The sequence below is a fragment of the Flavobacterium sp. GT3R68 genome (genome assembly GCF_007109225.1).
GTDB lineage: Bacteria > Bacteroidota > Bacteroidia > Flavobacteriales > Flavobacteriaceae > Flavobacterium.
On sequence record NZ_VJZK01000003.1, the window covers coordinates 79,690 to 106,055 of the forward strand.

The following is a 26,366-nucleotide window of genomic DNA, read 5'->3' on the forward strand; positions in this document are numbered from 1 at the left end:
TATAGGTATATTGACATAAAATTTGCTGCATATGGATATCGGGAAAATGAAGAGTCAGATACAGGTAGAAGTGGATACTGCATTTTTGTATGCAAGTATCGCGGCGATTCAGGAAGATTCAAGTATGCGTCAAATACTTCAGGCAATGGCTGAAATTGAAAAAGGCCATGCGAGCAGATTCCTTATCATGATTCGGGTAAAGGATCCGGATTTCCAACTTCCGGGTGTATCTCAAAGAGCCAAATTACAATTTTATCTTGGAAAATTTTTCGGCTATTCGGCTATCATTTCCGGATTGGCCGATATTGAAAAACAGATGGCTAAAGTAGCAGTACAAAATAAATTAAAAACAGGGGAGAAAGTTTCAGGTTTTGAACACAATCACCTGAAGATAATTGAATCACTCAATTATAATAAGGCATTCAATGTTTCTGGAGGCATATTCTCCAAATTAGAAAGCCGTCACAAAACAGTAGGAGGGAACGCCCTTCGCGCAGCCGTTTTGGGAGCTAATGACGGTCTTGTATCGAATATGAGTCTGGTAATGGGAGTGGCGGGTGCCTCTTTGGCAAATAATACAATTTTACTGACCGGAATTGCCGGACTATTGGCAGGTGCCATTTCGATGTCGTTGGGTGAATGGCTTTCGGTTCAGAGTTCCAGGGAACTGCATTTGAGGCAAATCGAATTGGAACTGGAAGAATTGGAATCTTCGCCGGAAGAAGAAAAGCAAGAACTGACCTTGTTGTATCAGGCCAAGGGGATGGATTATGAAGCGGCGGTCCAGTTGGCCGAGAAAGCATTTGAAAATCCAGAAACGGCCATTGAAGCACTTATTAGTGAAGAACTTGGAATCAATAAAGACGAATTGGGTGGCTCTGCATGGGAAGCAGCACTGACCTCATTTTTTCTGTTTGCATTCGGAGCAATTATTCCGGTATATCCGTATATGTTTTTAAAAGGGATGAATGCCGTTTATTTGAGTTTGGGAAGCAGTGTTGTCGGGCTTTTTTGTATTGGGGCGGCAATCACTTTATTTACAGGAAAGAGTATCTGGTTTTCAGGAATCCGCCAGGTTTTTTTCGGTTTGACAGCAGCTGCCGTAACATATGGGATTGGCTCGTTAATTGGGGTTTCACTAATGAGATAATTTCCAACGAAAAAATAAAAAATCTGCTGAACATTTGATTCAGCAGATTTTTTATAGGTATTCAATAATACTTACAACTCCGTTATTTCCATGAGTTGCACTTGATTTTGTAATCTTTCAATCAGGAGATTCATCATTCTTTTGTTCAGATGCGAGGAGTTCTTAATGTATTCGCGAAATTCATCCACTGTAAAAAGTCCTATAATCATTCCTTTCAATGCATTTCGAAATTTAATGTCCCTGTGAATTGCATTTTCAATAAAATTCAATTTTTTCTCTGGAGAAAATAAATAAAATTCACTTTTGTATTTAGTGACATAATTTTGAAATGATTCAATAAACAAATCATTCTGCAATTTTAGAATTGGTCTCAAAGTTTTATTTTGAAACAATTCTTCAGATGAGGACTCACTGGATATTGCCCCAATAACTTCACCTCTGAATTCGCTGATAAAAGTGTCCCTTGTTTCCATTTTTTATTTAAAGCTACAAAAAAAACCGCTATATCTCTATAGCGGTTTAATAAGTTATGAGTAACTATTTGTTAATTACTTTATTTTAAAAGTAACTCTTCTAACAATCTTACGTGCAAGTTTTGATTCTTTAGCAACTGAAGTATCTTCTCCATTACCAACGATATCCATTCTTGATGCATCTATACCAGCAGCGATAAGAATGTTTTTAACGCTTTCTGCTCTTCTTGCAGATAATGCGTTGTTGTATTCTGTGCTTCCAATTTCATCAGCGAATCCAATTACGTCAGCTCGTGCAGCAGGGTTAGCTTTTAGGTATTTAACTAAGAAGTTAATACTTGAAACTGAATTTTCAGATGGAGTAGTAGAATTAGTATCGAAATAAATATTAACGTATCCACCATCAATCAACTCTTTAAGAGCACCTTGGCTTGCATTTGCTGCAGTTGTTCCTTCACCGTATGTTTTAGTTAAGTAACTTTCCAATTCGTCCGGAACACCATTTTGGTTAGTGTCAATAGTTCTACCTTTAGCATCTACAGCAACACCTGCGATTGTATTTGGTTCTACATCTAAATGATCTACGATACCGTCTTTATCAGAATCATCCATCATCGTTTCCAATTCACCGATTCTATTTTCTAACTCAGCAAGTTTTTCTGTTGGTTTTTCTTCAACATACCAGTCAGCATGAGTTGTATTTTTTCCTAAGTAAATAGAAAGACCGATAGACGCATTAAATATCGTACCATCAAAACCTCTGTCTTCACCTAATGCCGCATTCTCTGCACCATCGAAAGTGTAAGATTGGCTAATGTTATTGACCATTGTGAAATCAGCATTGAAAGCGACTCTTTCGGATAATTTTATTTGACCGGTTAGACCTACTAAAAAATTAGCCATATTATCATTTCCTTCAAAGGCATCATTTGTCATAAATGAATACCCAGGGCCAGCGTGAACCTGAAGATTCACACGTTTTGTCCAATCCTCAAAATTGAATATTCTACCCAAGTTTGCTACACCTTGAATATTTGTACGGAAATATTGTCCGTCAAATTCCATGCTGCCATCTCCGGCGCTGAATTGATCATACCCAAAATCCAATTTCAAACCAAATTTGTTATTGAACATATAACGTGCACCTAAATCCGCATGAAATAAGTTTGTGTTATCTGAAAAGTGATCTGGTGTGAAAGGTTGTGTAGGTTTTGAAATACCGCCATTAATGTCTATAGACCATTGATTGTATCCTTTTCCTAAATTTTCATTCTTTACTTCAACATCTTTTGCAACATCTTGTGCAAATAATGTTGGCACAGAAAATACAGCTAATATGGCTGATAATACAATTTTTCTCATAAATAAATTAAGTTTATAAATTTCCATTGTAGGAAATATGTAAGTTTGATTACAAAAGTAATATATTTCGGCAAAGTCTCGGTATCATAATTATATTCCTTAATTTTACTATGCTTAAAACGAGCTATTGTCTATATATATTCTCTATATTAATTAAATTTTAACAGCGAATATACTAATAATAATTAATATAAAATGAGAATTTCAAAAATATTTGTGACAGTTGATGCGATTGTCTTAAAAATCACCGCAATTGGTTTTTTATTACTTTTAATTAAAAGGAAGAACGAACCGTTTAAAGATTTATGGGCATTACCCGGGGGGTTCCTAGATGAAAATGAAGATTTAGAAAAAGCGGCTATCAGGGAGCTAGAAGAAGAGACCCAAATTAAGGTGGAAGCATTAGAACAAATCGGTACTTTCGGAAAACCGTTTCGCGATCCACGAGGGCATACCATTTCTGTAGCTTATCTTGGTTTTGTTCCCGAAAACACGATCGCTGTTGCAGCTGATGACGCTAAAGAAGCAGAATGGTTTCCCATCAATCAATTGCCTGAATTGGCTTTTGATCATTCAGCAATTATACAAACAGCACTCAAAAAGCATGACTTATGAGATTCCTCACCAGAAAATGGGTAAAACCAGAAGATTTGAATCCTAATGGAAGTTTATTTGGCGGTAAATTATTGGCGTGGATAGATGAAGAATTAGCCCTGTATTCCATCATTCAATTGGAAAATTCCCGCATAGTGACCAAACACATGTCAGAGATTAATTTCAGGAGTTCTGTAAAACAAGGTGATATCGTGGAAATTGGAATCGATGTCGTTAAATTCGGAATGTCATCCCTGACCTTAAAGTGCGAGGCGCGGAATATCATTACCCGTGAAACAATCATTACCATTGACACCATTACGATGGTTAGTTTGGGTGAAGATGGCAAATCTAAAGCACATGGTAAAACACGTTTAGATCCTCGTACGGATTAAAAAAGCTATTCCGTCTCCCATACTTTTTTACCTTCTGATGGCAATTCGAAAATTTCGAGGTCAAAATAGATTATAGAGGCAAAAATATGATCGAAAATATCAGACATGATGTATTCGTAATTTTCAAAACGCTTATCATTGGAAAAGGTATAAATTTCCAACGGAATTCCGTGAGCGGTAGGCTGAAGCTGGCGACAAAGTAAAATCATGTCCTTATTCAAACCCGGATAATTCTCCAGATATTGCGTAATGTATTTCCGGAATAATCCAAAATTAGTCAGATTCCTTCCGTTGATAGAAAGGGATTTATCGACCTTATTATTAATGTTGAAATTATCAATTTCCCCTTGCCGCGCATCAATATAGCTGCTGATAAGCTGGATTTTCTTTAACTCCTGTAATTCTTCTTCGTTCAAAAAACGAATGCTTCCGGCTTTAATAAGTATATGACGCTTTATTCTTCTGCCATCAGAATCCAGCATGCCTCTCCAATTTCGAAAAGAATCCGAAATAAGGCTGTACGTTGGAATTGTAGTCGTAGTGTTGTCAAAATTACGGACCTTTACCGTAGCAAGATTAATTTCGATTACATCTCCATCGGCACCGTATTTATCAAACGTAATCCAGTCTCCAATCCGGACCATATCATTTAACGAAACCTGTACACTGGCGACAAATCCCAAAATAGTATCCCTAAAGATTAAGATGATTACTGCCGAAATGGCTCCTAAATAAGTTAGAAGTTCGGTATGGTTGACGTCAAATATTTTCGAAATAATCACAGCGACCCCAATTACCCACAAGATAATCATGATTACCTGAATATAACTGTCTATGGGTTTATCACTATAACGTGAAAATTGTTTCAAATAATCCCGCAACGAATTAAAAACGGTACGGACAATCCATAAAATTAATACAACAATATAGATGCCGACGAGCTTTCCAAATTTAGATTCCCAATAAACATAATGGTTCAAAATGATGGGCACCGACTTATAGATGAACAGAAATGGAATTAAATGCGCAATGTATTTTGCAGTTTTATTGCTGACTAAAAAATCATCGAATTTGGTTTTGGTTTTCCTGGCAATAACAGTAATGCAACTTACCAGCAGAAATTTGAATACAATATAAATGAAGTAAGCTAAAAAACAAAGTATAAAAATGTTGATCAGCAAACTAGAGTAGGAGGCAATTGTATCCTCAAATCCCCATTTTTTAAAAAGGGGATAGCACCAGCCAAATATCTTTTCGACGATGTTATGCATTCTTTAAATATTTCTTTTCAACATAAAAAGTTCCAAATGGAATGATGGAAGCCAAACAAACAATACCTAGTTTTTTTGCACTCCAATTATCTTCAAATTTCAGCATTATAGCTAGGATGATATAACCGATAAAAAGCAATCCGTGGGACATTCCAATAGGGAAAATAAATTCTGGATGTCCAAATAAACGTTTCATTGGCATTGCAAAAAAGAACAAAAGCAGAAGCGAAATCCCTTCCAAAAGAGCGATAATTTTAAATAATTTGGTCATTCGGATATTATTTTAGAAATTGTAAGGGCAAAATTAAGTATTAAACTTGACTATTAAAGTATACAACTTGAAAGTAATTTTTTTTGAAGTTATAATTTTATAAAAATGAGCAAGCGTGATTTAAAAAAATACCTTCATCAACTCGACAAACAACAGCTCGAGGAACAAATTCTGGAATTGTATGAAAAATTTCCTCCAGTGAAAACCTACTATGATTTTGTCTTTAATCCAAAAGAAGACAAACTTGTTCAGGAAAGCAAATCCAAGATTTCCAATGAATATTTCCCGGTAAAAGGAAAGCGTCCGAAAGCCAGGCGTTCAGTTGCCCAGAAATACATCAAGCATTTTCTGACTCTGGGAGTAGATCCTTTTATCATTGCCGATGTGATGTTATACAATATTGAAACAGCCCAAAAATTTGCTGCGAAAAAACTAGTGAAACATGACCTGTTTTATAAAAGTATGCTCAATTCTTTCGAGCAAGCCATAAGTTACCTTATTGAGAATGGAATTTTGTATGAATTCAAGAACAGGGTAATGGCCATCAATGAGGAGGCAGCAGCTCAAAAATGGGTCACCAGATTTGAGTTTAATGCCGCCGTGGAACGATTCGATAACTGAAATAATTTATCAATTTAAATTTTAATGGTTGGAATAACTCTTTTTTAAGCGTATTTTTGCAAAAACCATTAAGATTTACAATGCCTCACAAAGATTCAGAACTGGAAATCGAAGATAAAAAGGAGCTGTACGGCTACCAACAAGGAGACATTGACGCTATTTTTGAACGTTTGGACAATGCCCCTAAAAATCATCACTTATTGTACCAACTCCCTACTGGCGGCGGAAAGACAGTGATTTTCTCTGAAATTGTCCGACGTTATTTATCATCTCATGATAAAAAAGTGGTGGTTCTAACGCATCGGATTGAACTTTGTAAGCAAACTTCAAAAATGCTGAAAGGCTTCGATGTAAAAAACAAAATCATCAACAGTAAAGTAAAGGAACTTCCGGATCAGAATGATTATTCGTGTTTTGTGGCGATGGTCGAAACGCTGAAGAACCGAATCAACGATGAAAAATTGCATTTGGATAATGTCGGTCTTGTCATTATTGATGAGGCACATTACAATTCATTCCGAAAATTATTGAGTTCCTTTAAAAATGCATTTATTCTTGGAGTAACTGCCACGCCTTTGAGTTCAAACGTAAAACTCCCGATGAATGAGAATTACGACGAATTGATTGTAGGGGATACTATTAGTTCATTAATCGAAAAAGGATTTTTGGCGAAAGCTATTACCTATAGTTATGACGTTGGACTTACTTCATTGAAAGTGGGAATCAACGGAGATTATACAGTCAAATCTTCGGACGATCTGTATTCCAATATGGTTATGCAGGAAAAGCTGCTTCATGCCTACACTGAAAAATCGTTAGGCAAGAAGACATTAATATTCAACAACGGTATTAATACCTCTTTATACGTTTACGAAACTTTTCGAGAAGCCGGTTACGCCATTCGACACTTGGATAACACCAGCAGTCCCGAAGAACGTAAAGAAATTCTACATTGGTTTAAGAGAACTCCGGATGCAATCCTGACTTCTGTAGGTATCTTAACCACTGGTTTTGATGAACCTACAGTGGAAACAATCATATTGAACCGGGCTACTAAATCATTGACGTTGTATTACCAAATGATTGGGCGTGGATCGCGAAAATTACCTAATAAAGATACTTTTGCTGTTATAGATTTAGGAAATAATGCCGCGCGTTTTGGTTTGTGGAGTGCGCCTATCGATTGGCAGCATATATTTAAGTCCCCAGAATTCTACCTGGAAAACCTTCGTGATGATATTGAGATTGAAATGTATTTCAAATATCAGATGCCGCCGGAATTACGGGCCAAATTTAGTAAAACTACCGATGTGACTTTTGATATTGATCAGGAGCATAAGATAGTCATAGCGCAAAACCTGCGTTCTAAAATTGTTTTGGAAAAATCATTAGAACAGCATGCTACTATGTGCGTTATAAATACGGAGGAACTTTATGATGCCAAACTTCTGGCACGTGAACTCCATGATGATATTGAGTGCCGAATGAAACGGTATGCAAGTTGTTTGAGTCATTGCAGTAAAAACTATCGGGAATGGCTAATCGAAGATTACAAGGTAAAACTGAATCTTTTGATTGGTAAAAAGTTCCGAGAATCGCTTTACGACTAATTAAATTCCCCACAATCGACTATATATTTGAGTCTTTAAAGTACTTAATTTTTTCATTTTGAGTAGTTTATCGATTTTCTTCTACGTTCAACAGAACTTTTTTCTGATGCTGTTTTTTCCGTATATATTTGTTAAATAAATCCTACTTTATGGTTAAGTTTTACTGCCGTGGTCTTGTACGGTAATAAATTTAGCTCAAAATTTCGCACTTGCCCTAATTCCGCTCATCTGTGTTTCAATTACTTAATGTATACAATTTTATATTTTTTATATGAAAGAAAAGTACTCGGTATTGTTAATTTTAGAAGGTACATATCCTTTTAATGGTGGCGGAGTTTCTACCTGGGCCCACATGCTTTGTAATGATGTGAAAAATGTTAATTACATTCTTTATTCCATAAATGCCAATTTCGAAATTAAATCCAAATATACCCTAAGCGAAAATGTCAAAGATGTGATTCAGGTTCCATTATGGTCTCCATTGGAACCCCGAGAATTGCTTGATTATGGCAAAAGATATTACAAATTTGTTGACCTAAAGGAAACGGATGATGATAGTATTGTACACGATATTTTTCTGCCCATTTTTGAAAAATTCCTGACAAGTATTTATGCGGACAACAGAAGTCTGGAGGAGTTTGATAAAACCATTTTTGATTTATGGAGTTTCTTTCAGGAACATGATTACAAAAAGACCATGAAAAATATTATTGTTTGGCGGTCTTTCTGCAGTATTGTTTCAGACATCATTGCCAAAGAAAAGGATGAGGAAGTATCGTTGAACGATTTAACTGTTGGGCTGAGATGGTTGTATCGATTTCTGATCCCATTATCCATTGATGTTCCTAAAGCAGATATTTCCCATTTGACGGTCTCCGGTTTTCCGGTAATTCCGGCATTGGTTTTAAAATACAAATATGGCACTCCTATTATCGCCACTGAACATGGCGTATTTATACGAGAACGTCTGCTTTCGATAAATACTTCAGAGTATTCATTTTTTTTGAAAAAATTATTAATCAAACTTTCGGAATGCATTACGGAGTTGGTGTATTATAAATCCGATTTAATTTTGTCGGTAAACAAATTCAATATTATTTGGGAAAAATTATATGGGGCCAATCCGGAAAAAATCGAAATAATTTATAATGGTATCGATCACGAACTTTTTGTACCGGCACCAAAACCAGCGCACCTGGAAGGAATACCAACAGTAGTTGCAGCAGCAAGAATTTTTGAATTAAAAGATATTATTACGATGATTCGTTCGTGTGATGTGGTGCGACAGACCATACCGAATGTAAAATATCTGGTATATGGTGATAATAAAGCCGTGCCGGAATATACTGAAGAATGTGAGAAGCTGATTGACGAACTTGATCTTCGGGATAATTTTGTGCTGGCAGGATTCCATGCAAAACCACACCTACTTTTCTGCGAAGGTGATATTTCGATACTGACCTCTATTTCTGAGGGTTTCCCGTATACGGTTTTAGAATCCATGAGTTGCGGAACGCCAGTAGTTTCAACGGATGTGGGTGGTGTAACGGAAGCTCTGGATGATCAATGTGGCTTTATCTGTAAACCAAAAGATCACGTAGAAATTGGAAACAGGGTAATTGAATTATTGCAAAATCATGAACTAAGAGCTAAGATGGGCGCTTATGCCCGCAATAAAGTAGTGGCTAATTTCACTATAAGTAAATTTATTAAAGAATATGAACTTGCCTATGATAAAATAATGCGCAGTGAAACGATTGAGGTCCAAAATCCAACAGTCTTGGAATTACAGAATCATCAGGAAGCTTCGTAATAATGCACTAAATCTAACATTTAATCTGTCCGATCTGAATGGAAAATTACAATGAAAATATCAAGTCCTTAATACTGAAAATCAAAGATAAAATAGGAAAGCCAGTCAGTAACAGAGTGGTGATGGCTACTATTGAATCCTTGGGAATACGGGATAAGGATACTCAATATGATTTTGGCGTGCCCTCAATCAGCTATTTAGCGGATGTAATTTTCAAAGAACTGACTTTTTCGCCGGCGCACCGTGGAGCAAAAAACAAAAAAGAAAGAGAACATAATATAAAATCAACTAAATCATTACAGATCTCCGATTATTTATGGATTAAGGCAAAGATTTTTGCACATTATTATCCATTGGGAATTTTCCATTTAATGCCTGTTTTTCTGCAAATTGCTTCCATTATTTTGTTTGGGTATTCCTTATGGACGTTTGTTGGTTTCAATCATGTACAGTCTACAGCAGTAGTGCTGGGAGTAATTATTGGATTGGTTGGAACCGGTGGTTTTGTCCAGGTTATCGGAAGACAGGCTTCATTCTACTGGAATTATGAGGATTACGTAATGACAAAACAAACAGTAAATTATCTTTTAAAGACCGGTATGCTTTTTCTGTTATTGTTGTTGGGTTTAATAATGACGGCTAACTTTTTTTTCCATGTTTATCCGTTTAAGGTGCTGTTGATTGTATTTACATACGCGCTGTTGATTGGGGTTCTTTTACTGCTTCTGGCACCATTGCATACAATCAAACAGCGTTGGGTAATTTCATTAGCCGTTTCTGTGGGAACCGTTACCGCAGTGTTACTTAAGACCCAAACGGAAATGATGATTTATTTCACGCACTGGATAGGAATCCTAATAGCCATAGGCATTACAAGAGTTTATTTAATCTTGTTTTTTAGGAAAATGTTGAAAAAAGAAAAATGTAATTTCCACATTGAAATGAAATCTACGGTGGTTTTATATCACAATTATAAATATTTTTTTTATGGGTTATTTTTGTACCTTTTTATATTCACCGACAGGATATTAGCCTGGTCATCCACTATGAATGGTCCACTGCCCTTTGTAGTTTATTTTGAAAAAAATTACGAATTGGGAATGGACTTAGGGATTTTGGTATTCCTGTTATTGTCCGGAGTATTGGAATATGGAGTAGCTTCGTTTAGCCAATTTTTGGATTTGGGTCAAAAAAGCACTTCTTATAATTCACCCGAAGTATTCAATAAGCAGCTTTCTAAAATGTATTGGCAACATGTTATATTGTTGTTAGTAACTACAGTAGCTATCTTTATGTTAATTTATGCTTTAATCAATGCCCCTTGGGGATATAGAGGGCATTTTAATGAAGCATTGGATATTGTCAGCATTAATGTAAGCCTAATTGGTGGTCTTGGTTATATGTTTTTGGCTTGGGGCATGCTAAACACGCTGTATTTATTTACACTCGGACAGCCTGCCCATCCCTTAAAAGCCATCATTTTTGCGGCACTCTTAAATTTGATTGTGGGCCTGATCTGCAGCCGCTTCATCTCCTACGAATACAGTGTAATCGGAATGCTCAGCGGTTCGGTTCTGTTTATGCTTTTGACGCTTAAGGCAAATATAGATTTTTTTAAAAAACTAGACTACTACTATTATGCGGCTTATTAAGATGATACTATTTGTTTTACCTTCAATGCTGACAACCGATATGGTTGGAACTGGAATTACAAAGAATTCCGTATTGGTTTGCTATGGCAGATTGGAACCCGAAACCATAAAAGGATATACCTATGTCATTTTGGAATCCCAATATTACAATATGTATGAAATTCAAAAAATAAAATCACAAAATGAAAAAGTGGTGGCCTACATCAGCCTTGGTGAAGTAAACGCCAATTCGAGATATTTTGATTTGCTGAAAGAGAACTCTTTTGGAAAAAATGAAATATGGAATAGTTATTACTTGAACTTAAAATCAGAAAAAGCTATAGAAAGTTTAAAAGAGATTATAAGGAATACCTTAGCCATGGGATATGACGGAATGTTTTTTGATAATGTTGAAAATTTTTCCACCCACGGTCCCCAATCACAACAACGGGTGGAATTGGTGAATCTTCTCAAGGATATTGATAGTGAGTTTCCTACTCATTTCTTTATTCAGAATTCCGGAATTCAATTAATTGATGATTCCGCACCCTATGTGGATGCCGTGGTTATGGAGTCGGTGGCAACCAATTATACTTTTGAAGATAAAAATTATAAATTAAGAAATGAAACCGAATACAAAGAGTATATAAAAGAGTTAAAATCGGTAAGAAAAAAATACCACCTACCTATAATATTAATTGAATATGCTGATAGCATAACACTTCACGACGCCATACAGAAAAGGATAAAATCTTCAAGGTTTGATTATTTTATCGGGAATATAAATTTGTTGACGATGCCTCAATTCTCAAATTAAATGCAATATGTTTACGAGTTCAATAGTCTTAGGCCTGATGAGATTTTTCGGGATGTTGCTGGTTTTATTCTACATGAACCGAAAGTGGATAAATCAATCAGCGTCCAATACTTTCACGGAATTTTTAGTACACCAGTGGTTCAAATACGGAAGTATTGTTGGGATAGTTATTTTTGTGACCGTACAACTCAATATATATGACTTACTAAACTGCTTTTTGATTTTGATATTTATAATCATCATTGATAGTATCGGAATTCATAATATTAAAAGTCATGTCTATTTTGATGATAAAATAAAAGCGATCATCCACAAATTATTAAAGAGAATTGAACTCCATAAATCGCTTTCATCCTGGATTGTTTTTAAAAAAAATGACAGTGTCCTGAAAAATATTTTTTTTGAACTTGCCTTGTTTTTAAACCTCGCTGTAATCACTTTTGTAAGCCGTTACTATTTCTTCAGGTACGACTTATATTCCTTATCCAATATGTGGATTTTGGATCTTGAAAAGATAAACGCCTTTGATGCACAACATTGGTTTTTAGATGATATGGCTTTGGGAGGTGATTTGGCATTCGTAAATTTTTATTCAAAAATTACTGCTGTCAGTCCTGAAATTGCATTACAGTCTATAGGTATTCTGGAATCTATCCTGCTTAGCCTTTTGTTATTTTGGATGATGAGGAAGATTACCTTATCAAATTATTTTGCACCTATTGTTGCCGCTTTGTCATTTGCCCTAATTTATACTCTGATACCGATAAACATTAATTTCTTACTCCAGACAAAGTCAACCTTCTTAGCGTTGACATTTGCGTTTCCGGCCATGGTGTACACCTTAAAACCGGATTTGCTAAAAATAAGGAAGCTCAATTATTTTATATGTTTCATCGTGGTTTTTATAGTGATCGGACTGATCGATCTATTTACTTTGTACATACTTTTGCCACCATTTTTTGTTATTTCTATCTTCTTGACAAGCCGCATTTTACGAAAACGATTTTGGATTGGCATTGGCGCATATATCGTTGCCGCTGCCATCATATTAGGCGTTTACGCTTTGGCCTGCCGTCATTTTGAAACTGATTTTTTTATGTTTATGCATGCTAATCTGCTTTCTGTAAATTCTTACACCTACATTCCACAGTTGGTTCTGCCATTAAACAAATTACTGAATTATTACATAATAAGTGCCTTATGCGGAATCCTTTGTTTGTTGAAATTCACATTTTACAATAAGGAAAACTGGAAAGCCGCAATTGCTTTTTTACTTTATTTCATCTCTTTAATATTTATGGGATTTCTAAAAAATCCATGGATAGATCCGGATTTATTGATACAATCTCTTTCGGCATTTATTCCGATCGTTATTGGTATTAACGCTGCCATTATCGTCAGAATCTTTAAACCGGTAGCTATAAAAATGGAAAAATTCAATAAATATGCGGTGACTTTGCTTGTTATTACAATAGTTTGTTCAGCGGTTTATTATCAAAAAAATGCGATTGACCAATTTTCAGAATCCGATGATGTTCCAAAGCAGGTGCTTCAGGTGTATGATAAAATTTCCCATAACTATTTTCCGTATTCCTACGCGGTAGTGAATGATAATTCAACTCAGGCAATTAGTGCCCACAAACATTATTTTATGAATTATGAAGATTTTCTGAATGAATATCCAAAGCAAGATTCCATTTATTTTAAGAATATCAGAAATCCAAAGTTTTTTAAAAAAAATCCACAAAACGTAATTCCAAAGAGCGTACTTCTTTTTGTATTCAATAGCAAAGAACCGAGTCCTTTCGCAGAAAATGACAGTCTGACTAAAACGCTGATAAATCAGATGGAAATCTTAAAAAAGAGAGGGCGTAAAATAGAATTGTTTTATGCCAATAAGAATTTTAAAGTATATGAAATAATTAATGAACCCAAATCGAGTAAAATTTCGGACTTAATATTTTAATTATGAAGGTGATAAACGCGGTATTAAAAAGATATAAATTTTTGCTTGCTCTCGCAATCGCAATGGTGTTTGTAAATTGTGGTACGGTTGATAATTTTGATTCGGATGCCTTTAATCTCGCAGGAGAGAATAAAAAAGGCACAAATCAGTTTCGTAGATATTCAGAGAACCCTATTATGCAGCCTCCAATTATTGAATTTATTCTAGATAATGACGATGATTTAAGTGTTAACTTTAACAGCAACTTGAAAAAAGTTTGTGATTATACCAAACTTCCCTACAAAATTATTGACATTAATAAATGGGATGCTACACCTGAAATTTCTTCCTCAACCCGCGTTTTATGCATGACATCAACTATAAAATTAAGTGACGCTTCGATAAAAACCATTACTGAATTTATAGTGAACGGCGGAACATTTTTCTTACCATTAGGAGTGGAAGACAAAAGACTTGCCTATTTATTGGGATTCAGGCCCGAAGCATTATTTTATACGGATATCACTGCTAAAGGTTTTTATTTAAAGACGCCAATACTTCCGAATTTCAATGGAAAAAAAATAAATCCAAACGAACTTCACTATGGTTATGCAAAAGAAAATTTTTCAAATAATATAAAAATTTTGGCGACTGCTGTAAACGACCCGGCCTATCCAACGATAATTAAAAATACCATTGGAAAAGGGAGAGTTATTCTTTTTAACAGTCAAAAAGACTTTAAAAAGAGAGATCGCGGCTTTCTGTTTGCCGGTATTATGGAAGGCTTGGAAGGTATTCCATATCCCGTGGCGAATGTCAGTACGATTTTTTTGGATGATTTTCCGTGTCCGCTTTTTGATATGAAATCTGAACCCATCGCTTCAGAGATGGGTCTTTCTGCTCGGGATTTTGTCAAAAAAGTTTGGTGGCCTGATATGGTAAAATTGGGCAAAAAATACAATATTGATTATTCAGTTATGTTGACCTTTGATTATAAAAATAAAGTGGAACCACCATTCACTTTTGATCAATGGGATAAAAATAAAATTAAATCCGGTCCCAATGTGGAGTCATTGAGCGATTGGTTTGTTAAAGATGCGGCTAAAAATGGACACGAGCTTTCTTTCCATGGGTACAATCATGTGGAGCTTATTAAAGGTTTGTGGAAGAATAAAGATTTCATCGGCACTTCATTAAAATCAGTACAGAAAAGATGGGAGGTAAGCAATTTTGGACCCTTACCGGTAACCTATGTTCCCCCATCGAATTTTATTGATAACATGGGAATTGACGAACTCAAAAAGGGTATGCCCTTCCTGAAATATATGTGCAGTAGTTATGATGGGGTAACTTCTGAAGGTGAAAACAGGGAATTTGATTTTGACCCTTACAATAAAGATTTTTTTGATTTCCCCCGAATTACCAGTGGCTACCATTTAAATGTCGCCCAACAATACAGCCAGCAATCGACTTATTTGTTTACCGGAATCTGGACACATTTTGTGCACCCGGATGACGTGTATCAAGTAAATACGATGAAGAATCACACGCAGGGCGAATTTGATTATAGAAATGCACTGAATTTAGGATGGTACAAAACCAAAGGCAAGAAAATCGGCATGTACTCGGAATTTGATAAATACCTAAAAGAGATGACTACGCTATATCCTCAAATGCGATTTTTAAGCGCAGGCGAGGCAGCACATATTGTTTTGGATTGGAGAGCTTCCAATTTCAATCATAAAACTGAAAATGGGTTGTATACTGTTGAAGAATTAAAACCCGAAGAATCCATATCCGGAAAGCAATATTGGTTTGTTTATATCAGTTCCGAAAATATCCAAAAAATGGAAGCGGCACTAAAAAATCAAGCAGTACGGTTTTCGAGAACCCCTTATTTGGATGGATATCTGTATTCTGTTTACACCAATACTTCAAAGCTGATCCTGCCGGATTTGAATTACATGACGGCGGAACAAAGACTAAAGCTCGATGATTTGCAGAAAAATGTTAATGCAGACATCTTGGCTTATGAAGCTAAAGTAAAAAAATTCCTGTTGGATGCAACTGGTGAAACTTGGGTCGATACGGATATGAAATTCAAAGTTGAAATCGAGAAATTAAAGCAAAAAATACAAACCGATTCCAAAATTGATCCGATTGCCTGGAATAAATATGCTAAATATATGATTTCGGAAGATAGGGCAGTAGAGGTCTGGAAGGCATTGGAAAATCATTGTCTGCAATATCCATTGCCGGAAAATATTATGTATTCCAAAGAATTAAATAAAATTATTGAATACCCGAATGATTTATCAAAAGAGAAGTGGCTCGAAGCTCAAATCTTGGTAACCCCGAATGATAAGGATTTGTTGAACAGTTATGTGGCTTCATTTTACACTCCTGAAAATCAGGCAAAAATAAAAAGCGCATTGCTGAATCTACTAAAAATAGATACCGGAACCGGTTCTTATTTGCAGTATATTCAATATTTATTAACTTATGAACCACAAAATGCTTTGGCCGAATTAGACAAAGAACAGCCGTCTGAAAAACTAAAATCCCTGGCAACAGATATTGCATGGCTTTATGCTGATAATAGTCAGTTTCAAAAAGCATACGATTGGGCGTCCTATAGTAATGACATCGATTTTGCAATACGTATGTCGTGGTTGGTAGAACTAAAATCATTTAAGGTTTTGGAATCCGAATATAAAAATTACATCGCTACAAACGGAACGGATTATAAGGCATTATCGGTATTAAGCAATATCAATCATGAAATCGGAAAATTCAAGGAAGCGTGGGTTTTAGCCAGTTCTCTACCAGAAAATACTGAAAAGGAAAATTTACGGGCGATGCTTAATAAAGATGTTATGTACGTAGATGCTTCGATTCAACAGGATTTGATTCAGAATTATCCCGCTCTTTTTTATTCTGATGTAAAAAACGTATTGATAAAAGCCGACCGAAAAGAGAATGGCGATTATATTACTTTGGCATCCGTATTGGAAAGTAACCGTACCGACCCATCTGCCTTTAAAAATTTAGTTGGCTATAGCTCGCACGATAAGTATAAAAACATTCATACACTCGCCGCAACCTTTAGCAAAATGTATAATATAGATGTTGAAATTGAAGATCCCGATAATGTTACTCATACCATTTATGGATTACAATATCAATTCAATAATCCGAAAAATTTTGACAAATTGCAATATTGGGCACGCATTAGAGGAGAGTACAGTGATTTTGATAAATTATATATTCATGCCGGAATAGGGGCGAACTACTCCAGAAACAAATGGTATCGGTCTTTGGAAATTAAATTGTTCCCTGCAGAAACGGGTCCTGCTTACAGTAAAAGTATATATCGATTGCAAGGAACACTTTACCAGGATGCCTATTTTTTTGGACTAATCAATGCCAGTTTATCACTTGAAGCCAATTATTATACATACAGCATTTCAAAAACGGTGGCGGAAACCAGTGATTCTTATGAAGGATCATCCACTGCAAAAATTATTTGGGATAATGGAAAGGAGAAAAAATCGAAGTTTCTGCCATTCGTTGAAGCTTCATACTCAGAATCCTCTATCGGAGACGCCACTTTAGATCCAGCATCCGGTTATCCATATTGGATAATTGACAGTCGGTTTTATATGGGTGGAGGATTGGGCTGGAAGTTTGGAAAAGAAGAAAGTAATTTTAATTCCCGACTAGAAGCTGCTTGGTTCTATGATGATTATAGTGGTGATTTTAAACGATTTATGGGTGAGGTTGCTTATCAAATATTTGACTATACTGCTATTACCGGCGCATTTGAAATATATTCACAATCCGAATTTTATTCAAATGTACTTCGTTTAGGTGTAAAATACAATTTGAAAAAAAAACAAAAAAAATAGTGGTTGAAGAATCCTAAAATTCTATCAACCACTATTCAAAACTTATTAATTTTTAAACTTTATAAATTAGTGAGTTACTGTAACCCTTCTAGTTTCTTTTTTGTCATTATTTTCAAATTGAACCAAGTAAACACCACTGCTTAAACCTTGAGTGTTCAAAACCATTTTATTTGTATTCAATGTAGAACTCAAACTTACTCTTTGTCCTAATGAGTTGTAAACAGATACTTTGTAGTTGCTGATTGCATCAAATTCAATGGTCATTTCATTGTCAGCAGGAACAGGATAAATCTTCATTTCTAATGTATGGATTTCAGTAGTTCCTAAAGAAGATGAAGTACCAACATTTACTGTATGTTTCAAATCATTGCAACCTGTTGTACTTTCCCAAGTAGTTTCATTTGCCATACGGATAGAATACTCTGGACGGGTGCTCAATGCTGAATCCATATCTGGCAATTTCAAGAACAATTTATAGCTTCCACCTACCATGTTAGTTGGCAAAGTCACGTTTTCAGTAATTGTCTGCTCTACACCAGCTGCCCATAATCTTGGATCAGTGTTCAATGCAACAGAATATTCCTGACCAGTTGAAGAGTTTCTCAAAACCAAGTATACTTTTCTTTGGTTGTATGGAGAAGCAAAACCAGTATTTTTTATTTTAAGAGTAATAGGCATTGCTGCTCCGATACTTGCTGTCTGTGGCAAAGTTGCATTCACCATTTGGAAACGGTAACCTAATCTGTTTTGAATTTCACTGAAACAGTTGTTAGCTTGGAATCCGCTAATAACACTAGGATTATAATCAAAATTCAAATATGACCAGTGGAATTTTGTCATTTCAGCAACTGCTGTAGAACATCCTGACCTTGGCTCATTAACCGCACAAGTTTCTCCACCCATTGCTGTATATTTTGTTTCTTGCTCCAAATATGGATACTCAGATGAAATATTGTTATACGTTCCAAAATCTGATGAACTAGCCAGGAAACAGTCATTGTGGTGACCAATTCTTGCAATGTTAGCCCCGCTGAAAGCTTGTCCTGCAGTCAAAGCTGAAGTTGAACCATATGTTTTTTGTTTTAAGGAAGGGGTTCTAATTTGAACCATTCTTGAAGCCGGCAATGCAGAAAGGATTCCGTCCACTACTTCTTTACGGTTAGCAAAATCAGTTGTACTTGGACTCATTCCAAAATTATCTGTATAATACCATTCTCCCCAAGACCCGATAAATCCGGCTTGCATAACGCTAATGATATCAGTATTAGTAACCAATAATGGTTTTACTTGTTGAATATGTGCTAACACCTGAGCTTTTGAAGCATCTCTTTGTCCAGCTACATCTGTATCAGAATAAGCAAAACGAACGATAACTTTCAAACCTGCACTTCTGATTTTATTAAAATCCGCTTGCATTGCACTTAAATATGCACTTGATATTGGAGAATTTCTAAAACTTTCTAAGTAAAACACTCTCAATAACAGTGTTGTGTTGTTGGCACGATAACCATCTAATGTAGATTGACTTAAACTAGAATAACTGGCAGAGTGCGTTTCGGTATGTTTATAGAATCCTCTTTCCGGATTATTTATAGCAGCCGATGATGGCGTATAAGTTACAGTTGAATTTTGGGCATTACTATAGAAAGATAAAAGTAATACCATGGCGATAAATAATTTCTTCATAATATTATTAATGTTAGAATTTGTTGTTGTTTTTTTTGTGGTTGTGGTTGTTGTTTGCATTGTAAAAATTTTTATTGTTTTTGATTGTAACACATTGCAAATGTATATGTTACATCTATTGGTGAATTAAAAAGAAATGTTAAAAGTGCATTTTTTGTCGATTAAGTGCACATTTTAACATTATAAACAGATAAATACTTACAAAAGGGGTAAATATCACTAACTAACTAGAAATCAACTATATATATTGATTGGTTTATTTATTATCAAAGGATTGATTTTAAGGGGAAAAGACTCTTTATCTTTGTTCAAAATTAATTTTATGTCAAAGCATTTTTCCGAATTAGGAATTTCCAACCCTGTATTACAAAGTTTAGACGAAATGAAGATTGCTGTTCCCACAGAGATCCAGGAAAAATCGATCCCAATCTTATTATCACAAAAAGATGATTTTGTTGGTATAGCTAAAACCGGTACTGGGAAGACTGCTGCATTCGGATTACCGTTATTACAGTTGGTTGATGTGAATAACAATAAAATTCAGGCTGTTATATTGGTTCCAACCAGAGAGCTGGGTCAGCAGATATATACTAATATGGAAGCCTATGCGAAATATTTACCTGAAGTTTCTATAGCAGCCACGTGTGGCGGAATCCCAATCAAACCACAAATCGAACGGTTGGCCACTACAACGCATATTGTAATTGCAACACCTGGACGTTTAATTGACCTGATTAAAAGAAATGCCATTAATATTAAAGAGGCAAAGTATTTAGTTCTGGATGAAGCTGACGAAATGGTTACGGCCTTAAAAGAAAGCCTGAATGAAATACTGACAGAATTGCCTAAAAGCAGAAGAACCTTCCTGTTTTCGGCAACCATGCCAGGTACTATCAAACAACTGGTGCAGAATTATATGTCCAAACATGTAACACAAGTTAGTGCAGATATGCAGACTGTAGGGAATCAAGGGATTGATCATCAGTACATTGTTGTTGACGCCATTGAAAAATTGGATGTGTTGATGCATTTTTTATCATCAAAAGAAGGGGAGCGGGGCATCATTTTTTGCAAGACCAAGGCGGCAGTGAATAAACTGGCTAAGAATCTGGCTATCAACCGGTTTTCTTCCGGGGCACTTCATGGCAGTCTGACGCAGCCAATCCGTGATCGTATCATGGCACAGTTCCGCGAAGGACATATCAATATATTAGTGGCAACTGATTTGGCTGCCAGAGGAATTGATGTAAAAGAAATCTCTTATGTAGTCAATTATCATTTGCCGGATGTATATGAAACGTATGTGCACCGTAGCGGAAGAACGGCTAGAGCTGGCGCAAAAGGATTGTCTTTGACTGTTTTACAACCAGAAGAAACTGCAGAATTAGTTGATTTTGAAAAAGAATTAGGAATCAAATTCACGGAGTTTAAAAAACCGGACGCTATAAGTATTGAAGAAAATAATACTTTTTTATGGGCAAAACAAATTTTCAAAACGAAACCAAACCACGAAGTTTCACCAATACTTAAGGATAAAGTCAAAACGGTATTTCATCATTTAACTAAAGATGAACTGATTGAAAAGATGCTGGCCAATTATTTACTGCAACATAAAACTGATATTAAAACAGAAACTCCCGCAAAGAAAAAGAAGCGATAATTAGATTCATATATGTGATACTACCAAAACTGTGCGATTATTGTACAATACTATTTGCACTATAATTTATATTATGTAAAATAGAATATTTTAAATCCTACTATTCTTGCATCATTACATAATAAATCCTATTTTTACAATACATCTCTTTTTTCTATTGCCTATGAATACTATTGCTGCTCGTATAGCTGATTTTCTTAAGGAATATCCCCCTTTTCACAATTTGTCCTACGAGGAATTGATGGAAATCGCAATGAGCGTTCGCGTAGTTAATTTAGAAAAAAATAAAACATTATTTCAAATTGATGATCCGCTTCATGACAGTTTTTATGTTGTGGCAGCCGGAACGATTAATTTATCGGTAATAGCTGATGCCGAGGAAACTTTATTGAATAAATGCCGCGCCGGTGATATTTTTGGTCTTCGTCCTTTTTTTGCCAAAAATAATTATATGATGACGGCTAAGGCCCGTGATGAAAGCATTTTATACGCTATTCCCATTGCGGCGTTCAAACCTTTTGTCGCGCAGAATATGGAAGTGCTGGACTTTCTTTTACAGAGTTTTGCAACCAATACAGTTAACCCTTCTGATAAGGAAAATCGCGGAAAATTCATTTCTGACAATATAGTTTATTCGGAAAAACAGCCTGAAATTCAGTATTTTCAGTCGTTAGCCTATAATAAAACGCCATTAAAAACCAGTGCATCCACTTTTGTAAAAGATGTGGCCCAGGTGATGACCGATAATCTTATGAATAGTATTATTGTCGCTGAACAAAACCTTCCTATTGGTATTGTCACGGATTCGGATATTCGCAGTAAAATTGGTACCGGTCGTTTCCTGATTACTGATGCCATCAGTAAATTAATGTCTTCCCCTGTCATTACTGTGCCGCCAAATATTTCTTTACCTGAAGCGCAACTACTGATGCTCAAAAATAATGTGACTCATTTATGTGTGACACAAGACGGTTCTGATAAGTCAGAAATTAAAGGAGTCATTTCTGAACATGACCTGATTGTAGCTCAATCCAACAATCCTGGGGTTTTGATTAAAGAAATTAAACGCTCTATAAATGCTAAAGACTTAAGGTCAGTTCGGGAAAAATTATCCCATCTGATTCAAAATTCCATCACGAAAAATATTCCGCTTTCGCATATCACCAATATTTCGGGTGAAATCACTACCGCTATTGTCAAACGGGCTGTAGAAATCGCAATATTGGAAATGGGATCCCCTCCTGCCCGGTTTGCGTGGTTATGTATAGGAAGCCAAGGTAGAAAGGAACAATTATTACTGACAGATCAGGACAGTATTTTGGTGTTCGAAGATGTGTCGGCCGATAAATACCGGGATGTAAAAGATTACTTTCTGAAACTTGCCAAAAAAGTAACGGCGACTTTAGAAAAAACTGGTTACGAATTTTGTCCTTATAGTAATATGGCCAGTAATATGTCTTGGTGTAAATCATTGACGGACTGGGTAAAACAATACAATACCTGGATGAATACTCCGGGAGAAAATACAGATGAAATAACCGGTATTTTCTTCGATTATGAGATAGCATTTGGCGAAATAAAAATTGAAGAAGTATTGACCGAATCAATTTTTGCGAATGTAAAAAACAACTTGCTGTTCTTTGATTATTTAGGAAACGATGCCCTTAGGAAACCCGCACCATTGAGTTTTTTCAAAAAATTTAATGTAGAAGAAGAGGGGCCCAATAAAAACAAATTTGACATCAAAACCCGGGCTTTATTACCGTTGATTGATGGTGCGAGACTTTTTACGTTGAGTCATAACCTGAAAGGAATCAACAATACCTATCTGCGATTTAAGCAATTGGCGATGATTGATCCCAAACATTCGGAAATTTACCTGAATTGCGCCGAAGCCTTTCTTATATTGTCAAAATTTAGGACTTTAGAAGGAATAAAGAACGAGAACTCGGGCCAATACATAAATTTAGAAGAACTTTCAAAACACGATAAGGAGAAACTTAAAAATTGTTTTATACCTATAAAAGAACTAGAGGAATTAGTAAAGGATAATTTTCAACTTACACACTTTTCATAGTTATGTTAGAATGGCTGAAAAATATTAATAGGGAGTATCCGGAATTTTGGAAAGAATATGTTTCCAAATTCGATCACAAGGAAAAAACCAAGCGGTTTGTGATTCTGAGCGCCGAAACTTCGGGATTGAATCCACAGAAAGATGTGATTTTATCCCTTGGTGCAGTTGCGATTATTAACGATGGTGTTATCATCAGCGATAGTTTTGATGTGGCGCTGCTTCAGTATATTTTTCTTCATGACAATGGACTTTCCAATGAATTCCTGATAGAAACCAAGCAGACGAAATTAGCGGAACCGCAAGCCATTCAGGCTTTTATCGAATATATTGGAAATTCAATATTAGTAGGGCATCGTATTGATATGGAGGTCGATATGATAAATGAAGCACTGGAAAAAATGCATTGCGGAAGACTGAAAAACGAAGCGTTGGATATCGAAATCATGTATAAAAAGTGGAAAGATGATTACGACAGACCATTTCCTTTAGATGAGATGTGTACGGATTTTAAGATTTCCAAAACCGACAGGCACACCTCGTCTGAAGATGCTTATAATATTGCGTTGTTATTTTTGAAATTGAAAACCCGACTCGGAATCCACTAAGAAATCATTATCCTTCTTTCAAATCTCCCGTGATGACTGATGGAAATTGGTTTTAATAGAGTATCATTTTTAATTAAAATCTCAGGAATTCCATCTTTTTTATAAATTTTGATCGCAAAATCAAGTATTTCAAGCTTTTTAAAATCTTTAATAGATGTAACCGCAATGGTATGAATGTACTCGTTCGTTATTTCCGTTTTTACAAAATAGACATTTTCTTTGCAAATCACTTTCCCTACAGCTAAATGAACGTCGGAACAGACAAATTGCATCGGATTATAATTCCGGATTTGTGTTTGACGATTATAGATTTTATAAGCAGCCTCTTTCCTACTCCACAGGTTCCACACCATATTTTCCGGGGTAGAAGATTGAAAAATGAGCAGTTGTTCTTCTGCGGTAAAAATTTTATTTAAAAAACCTTCACGTTTCCAATTACTTTCTTTTTTGGCTAAAGCTAAATCGATAATATCATTTCCAATCACATTAGGCTAATTTTGTTTTTATAATTTCCATCGCCGACTTCACATCCATCATTCGCTCCATCGATTGGTTATCAATGACAATGTTAAATGCTTCTTCGATATCTAAAATAACATCCACTAAGTTCGCGGAGTTTATTTTCAAATCATTAATAAAATCCGTATTCTCATTCAAATTGTTAAATGCTTCCTGATCTTTGATATATGGCTTAACAATGGTTTTCAATTTTTCGATTGTTTCTTCTCTGTTCATGGGTTATTTATATTTTTTTAAGATGACACATCCGTTTACGTCTCCAAAACCAAAACTGGCTTTGGCAATAATATTTAATTCTTTTTCAATCAACTGCTGAGGAATTCTGGAAGCACCTATGACTTCTGTCACTTCGGGATGCATGTCTTCGCAATTGATATTCGGAAACACAAATCCATGATGCAATTGTAACACTGTAGCGACACTTTCTATACTACCGGCGGCAGAGATGCAATGTCCTATCATCGATTTCAAGGAGTTAATATACGGAAAATTTTCTCCTTTTCGATTTAATGCCTTACTCCAATTCTGTATCTCCAGCCCATCTTTTGTAGTTGCTGTCAAATGACCATTAATTGCATCAATATCTTCGGGTCCAATTCCGGCGTTTTCAAGCGCATCAGTGATGCATCTTTGCACTGCTATCGGATTGGGTGCCGTCATTGTTCCCAAACCCCGTTGTCCTCCGGAATTTAAATTTCCACCCAGAACTTCTGCATAAATTTTGGCGCCACGGGCTATAGCCGAATCCAGATCTTCTAACAGTAAAGCACCCGCTCCGCTTCCTGGAACAAATCCCGAAGCACTGGCTGACATAGGCCGCGATCCTTTTTCAGGGGAATCGTTGTGTTTGAAAGAACAAACTTTCAAGGCGTCAAATCCACCCCAAATATAAGGACCGGAATCACTTGTACTTCCCGCAAGAATACGTTTGGCCTTACCGGATTTGATTCGGTCATACGCCATTAAGATACTTTCTGTTCCGGTAGTGCAGGCAGAAGAGTTGGTCGAAACCTGATTTCCTAAACCTAATTTCCCTGCTATATAGGCACTTACGCCACTGTTCATCGTTTGAGCTACGGCAGTGCTTCCTAATCGTTTGGTTTGAAAATCGTCAATTTTATAAATGCATTCACGGAATTTTTCTACACCACACATTCCTGTTCCAAAGATAGTCCCACTGTCCCAGTCCGGTTCTTCTGTAATATCCATCGATAATCCCGCATCTTGCCAGGCATCAATTCCTGCAATAACCCCATATAAGATTCCGGTTGCATTAAAATTACGAAGCTCCAATTCCGAAAAATAACGAAGCGATAATTCCCTGGAAACGTCCGGTTTGCCGGCAATCTGACAGGAAAATTGAAGTCGTTCCAATTCCTTGTCATGTTTGATTCCCGAAATTCCGTTTTTAATGGCGTGAGTAAATTCCTCAAGGCCTACTCCATTTGGAGCAACTACGCCAAGACCTGTTATGACTACTCTTTTTTCCATTTTATTGAAATTTAGTGCAATTGTAATTTATTTTGAAGTGATTATTCCTGCAATTGTTCCGGTGCAAATTTCCTCATTTTTGCTATTTATCATAACAACGCTGCATTTTAATTTACCAAACCTGAAATATATTTTTTTGGAAATCACCGTTATTTTCTCATTTGGGAAAACAGGCTTTAAAAATTCTATTTCTGTTGATGTTAAAGCAATTGCGGTATTCATATTAAAGGAATCATTCATTAAAAAAATACCAAGGCAAACCAAACCAATCTGTGCCATGGTTTCGGTCAGAATTACTCCTGGTGTAACTGGAATTTGCTTGAAATGACCTTTGTAAAAATAAAGATTTTCATCAAAAAAATACGTTCCGATTACTCCATCTTCATTTATTTCCAAAATGTCGTCCACAAACAAAAAAGGTTCGGAATAAGGTAATTTTGAAATGATTTCTTGTTTGTCCATCTTAT

Annotated in this window: 22 protein-coding genes; 13 read left to right on the top strand and 9 right to left on the bottom strand. The window is 35.7% G+C overall.

Features of this window, described 5'->3' with window-relative positions:
- The first annotated feature begins 31 nt into the window (after positions 1-31).
- Positions 32-1,150, top strand: coding sequence for a VIT1/CCC1 transporter family protein (locus FNW07_RS06850; RefSeq protein ID WP_126743462.1), 1,119 nt, complete (start codon positions 32-34; stop codon positions 1,148-1,150).
- A 71-nt stretch (positions 1,151-1,221) separates the two neighbouring features.
- Here the strand turns inward: FNW07_RS06850 and FNW07_RS06855 are convergent, their stop codons facing one another.
- The gene (locus FNW07_RS06855) at positions 1,222-1,623 is read right to left on the bottom strand and encodes a glyoxalase (RefSeq protein WP_126743461.1); all 402 of its coding nucleotides are present in this window, start codon (positions 1,621-1,623) and stop codon (positions 1,222-1,224) included.
- 75 nt (positions 1,624-1,698) lie between these two features.
- Positions 1,699-2,985: an OmpA family protein gene (locus tag FNW07_RS06860; RefSeq protein WP_126743500.1), complete on the bottom strand. Its 1,287-nt coding sequence runs from the start codon at positions 2,983-2,985 to the stop codon at positions 1,699-1,701.
- Between the two features lie 195 nt (positions 2,986-3,180).
- Here FNW07_RS06860 and FNW07_RS06865 point away from each other — a divergent pair, with 195 nt between their 5' ends.
- Both FNW07_RS06865 and FNW07_RS06870 read left to right on the top strand, forming a co-directional pair.
- Positions 3,181-3,600 (top strand): NUDIX hydrolase, encoded by a 420-nt coding sequence (locus FNW07_RS06865; protein ID WP_126743460.1) that lies wholly within the window; start codon positions 3,181-3,183, stop codon positions 3,598-3,600.
- Positions 3,597-3,974 carry an acyl-CoA thioesterase gene (locus FNW07_RS06870; RefSeq protein ID WP_126743459.1) on the top strand — a complete coding sequence of 126 codons (378 nt, stop codon included), beginning with the start codon at positions 3,597-3,599 and terminating at the stop codon, positions 3,972-3,974. Before FNW07_RS06865 ends, FNW07_RS06870 begins: the two co-directional genes overlap by 4 nt.
- 5 nt (positions 3,975-3,979) lie before the next feature.
- On the opposite strand, the gene FNW07_RS06875 is transcribed toward FNW07_RS06870, so the two are convergent.
- Both FNW07_RS06875 and FNW07_RS06880 read right to left on the bottom strand, forming a co-directional pair.
- Positions 3,980-5,245 carry a mechanosensitive ion channel family protein gene (locus tag FNW07_RS06875; RefSeq protein ID WP_126743458.1) on the bottom strand — a complete coding sequence of 422 codons (1,266 nt, stop codon included), beginning with the start codon at positions 5,243-5,245 and terminating at the stop codon, positions 3,980-3,982.
- Positions 5,238-5,516, bottom strand: coding sequence for a DUF3817 domain-containing protein (locus FNW07_RS06880; protein ID WP_126743457.1), 279 nt, complete (start codon positions 5,514-5,516; stop codon positions 5,238-5,240). The genes FNW07_RS06875 and FNW07_RS06880 overlap by 8 nt, the downstream gene beginning before the upstream one ends.
- Before the next feature lie 105 nt (positions 5,517-5,621).
- On the opposite strand from FNW07_RS06880, the gene FNW07_RS06885 reads away from it, so the two are divergent.
- The 7 genes from FNW07_RS06885 to FNW07_RS06915 all read left to right on the top strand — a co-directional run bounded on the left by FNW07_RS06885 (position 5,622) and on the right by FNW07_RS06915 (position 17,861).
- Positions 5,622-6,137: a DUF6155 family protein gene (locus tag FNW07_RS06885; protein WP_126743456.1), complete on the top strand. Its 516-nt coding sequence runs from the start codon at positions 5,622-5,624 to the stop codon at positions 6,135-6,137.
- 80 nt (positions 6,138-6,217) lie between these two features.
- A complete protein-coding gene (locus FNW07_RS06890) occupies positions 6,218-7,747 on the top strand; it encodes a DEAD/DEAH box helicase (protein ID WP_126743455.1) in 1,530 nt (509 codons plus the stop codon).
- 271 nt (positions 7,748-8,018) lie between these two features.
- Positions 8,019-9,560: a GT4 family glycosyltransferase PelF gene (pelF, locus tag FNW07_RS06895; protein ID WP_126743454.1), complete on the top strand. Its 1,542-nt coding sequence runs from the start codon at positions 8,019-8,021 to the stop codon at positions 9,558-9,560.
- Between the two features lie 38 nt (positions 9,561-9,598).
- Complete coding sequence (locus FNW07_RS06900) at positions 9,599-11,212, top strand: hypothetical protein (protein WP_126743453.1); 1,614 nt, start codon at positions 9,599-9,601, stop codon at positions 11,210-11,212.
- A gap of 1 nt (position 11,213) precedes the next feature.
- Positions 11,214-12,008: an endo alpha-1,4 polygalactosaminidase gene (locus FNW07_RS06905; RefSeq protein WP_158626838.1), complete on the top strand. Its 795-nt coding sequence runs from the start codon at positions 11,214-11,216 to the stop codon at positions 12,006-12,008.
- Between the two features lie 7 nt (positions 12,009-12,015).
- Positions 12,016-13,974: a hypothetical protein gene (locus FNW07_RS06910; RefSeq protein ID WP_126743451.1), complete on the top strand. Its 1,959-nt coding sequence runs from the start codon at positions 12,016-12,018 to the stop codon at positions 13,972-13,974.
- A 2-nt stretch (positions 13,975-13,976) separates the two neighbouring features.
- Positions 13,977-17,861 carry a DUF2194 domain-containing protein gene (locus FNW07_RS06915; RefSeq protein ID WP_126743450.1) on the top strand — a complete coding sequence of 1,295 codons (3,885 nt, stop codon included), beginning with the start codon at positions 13,977-13,979 and terminating at the stop codon, positions 17,859-17,861.
- A gap of 66 nt (positions 17,862-17,927) precedes the next feature.
- Here FNW07_RS06915 and FNW07_RS06920 read toward each other — a convergent pair whose 3' ends face one another.
- A complete protein-coding gene (locus FNW07_RS06920; RefSeq protein ID WP_126743449.1) occupies positions 17,928-19,607 on the bottom strand; it encodes a DUF4832 domain-containing protein in 1,680 nt (559 codons plus the stop codon).
- A gap of 262 nt (positions 19,608-19,869) precedes the next feature.
- Between FNW07_RS06920 and FNW07_RS06925 the strand changes: the two genes are divergently transcribed.
- The 3 genes from FNW07_RS06925 (at position 19,870) to FNW07_RS06935 (ending at position 23,889) form a co-directional block, all read left to right on the top strand.
- Positions 19,870-21,207: a DEAD/DEAH box helicase gene (locus FNW07_RS06925; protein WP_126743448.1), complete on the top strand. Its 1,338-nt coding sequence runs from the start codon at positions 19,870-19,872 to the stop codon at positions 21,205-21,207.
- A gap of 163 nt (positions 21,208-21,370) precedes the next feature.
- Complete coding sequence (locus FNW07_RS06930; RefSeq protein ID WP_126743447.1) at positions 21,371-23,284, top strand: DUF294 nucleotidyltransferase-like domain-containing protein; 1,914 nt, start codon at positions 21,371-21,373, stop codon at positions 23,282-23,284.
- Positions 23,285-23,286: 2 nt separating this feature from the next.
- Complete coding sequence (locus FNW07_RS06935) at positions 23,287-23,889, top strand: 3'-5' exonuclease (RefSeq protein WP_126743446.1); 603 nt, start codon at positions 23,287-23,289, stop codon at positions 23,887-23,889.
- Here FNW07_RS06935 and FNW07_RS06940 read toward each other — a convergent pair.
- Genes FNW07_RS06940 through FNW07_RS06955 form a run of 4 tightly spaced genes read right to left on the bottom strand, consistent with a single transcriptional unit; the run spans position 23,886 to position 26,361 of the window.
- Positions 23,886-24,374, bottom strand: a complete 489-nt coding sequence (locus tag FNW07_RS06940) for a 4'-phosphopantetheinyl transferase superfamily protein (protein ID WP_126743445.1) — start codon at positions 24,372-24,374, stop codon at positions 23,886-23,888. The two genes, FNW07_RS06935 and FNW07_RS06940, sit on opposite strands and share 4 nt — an antisense overlap.
- Before the next feature lies 1 nt (position 24,375).
- Entirely contained in the window at positions 24,376-24,624 is a 249-nt protein-coding gene (locus FNW07_RS06945; protein ID WP_126743444.1) for an acyl carrier protein, read from the bottom strand.
- Positions 24,625-24,627: 3 nt separating this feature from the next.
- Positions 24,628-25,899 (bottom strand): beta-ketoacyl synthase, encoded by a 1,272-nt coding sequence (locus tag FNW07_RS06950; RefSeq protein WP_126743443.1) that lies wholly within the window; start codon positions 25,897-25,899, stop codon positions 24,628-24,630.
- A gap of 27 nt (positions 25,900-25,926) precedes the next feature.
- Entirely contained in the window at positions 25,927-26,361 is a 435-nt protein-coding gene (locus FNW07_RS06955) for a 3-hydroxyacyl-ACP dehydratase FabZ family protein (RefSeq protein ID WP_126743442.1), read from the bottom strand.
- Positions 26,362-26,366 lie beyond the last annotated feature (5 nt).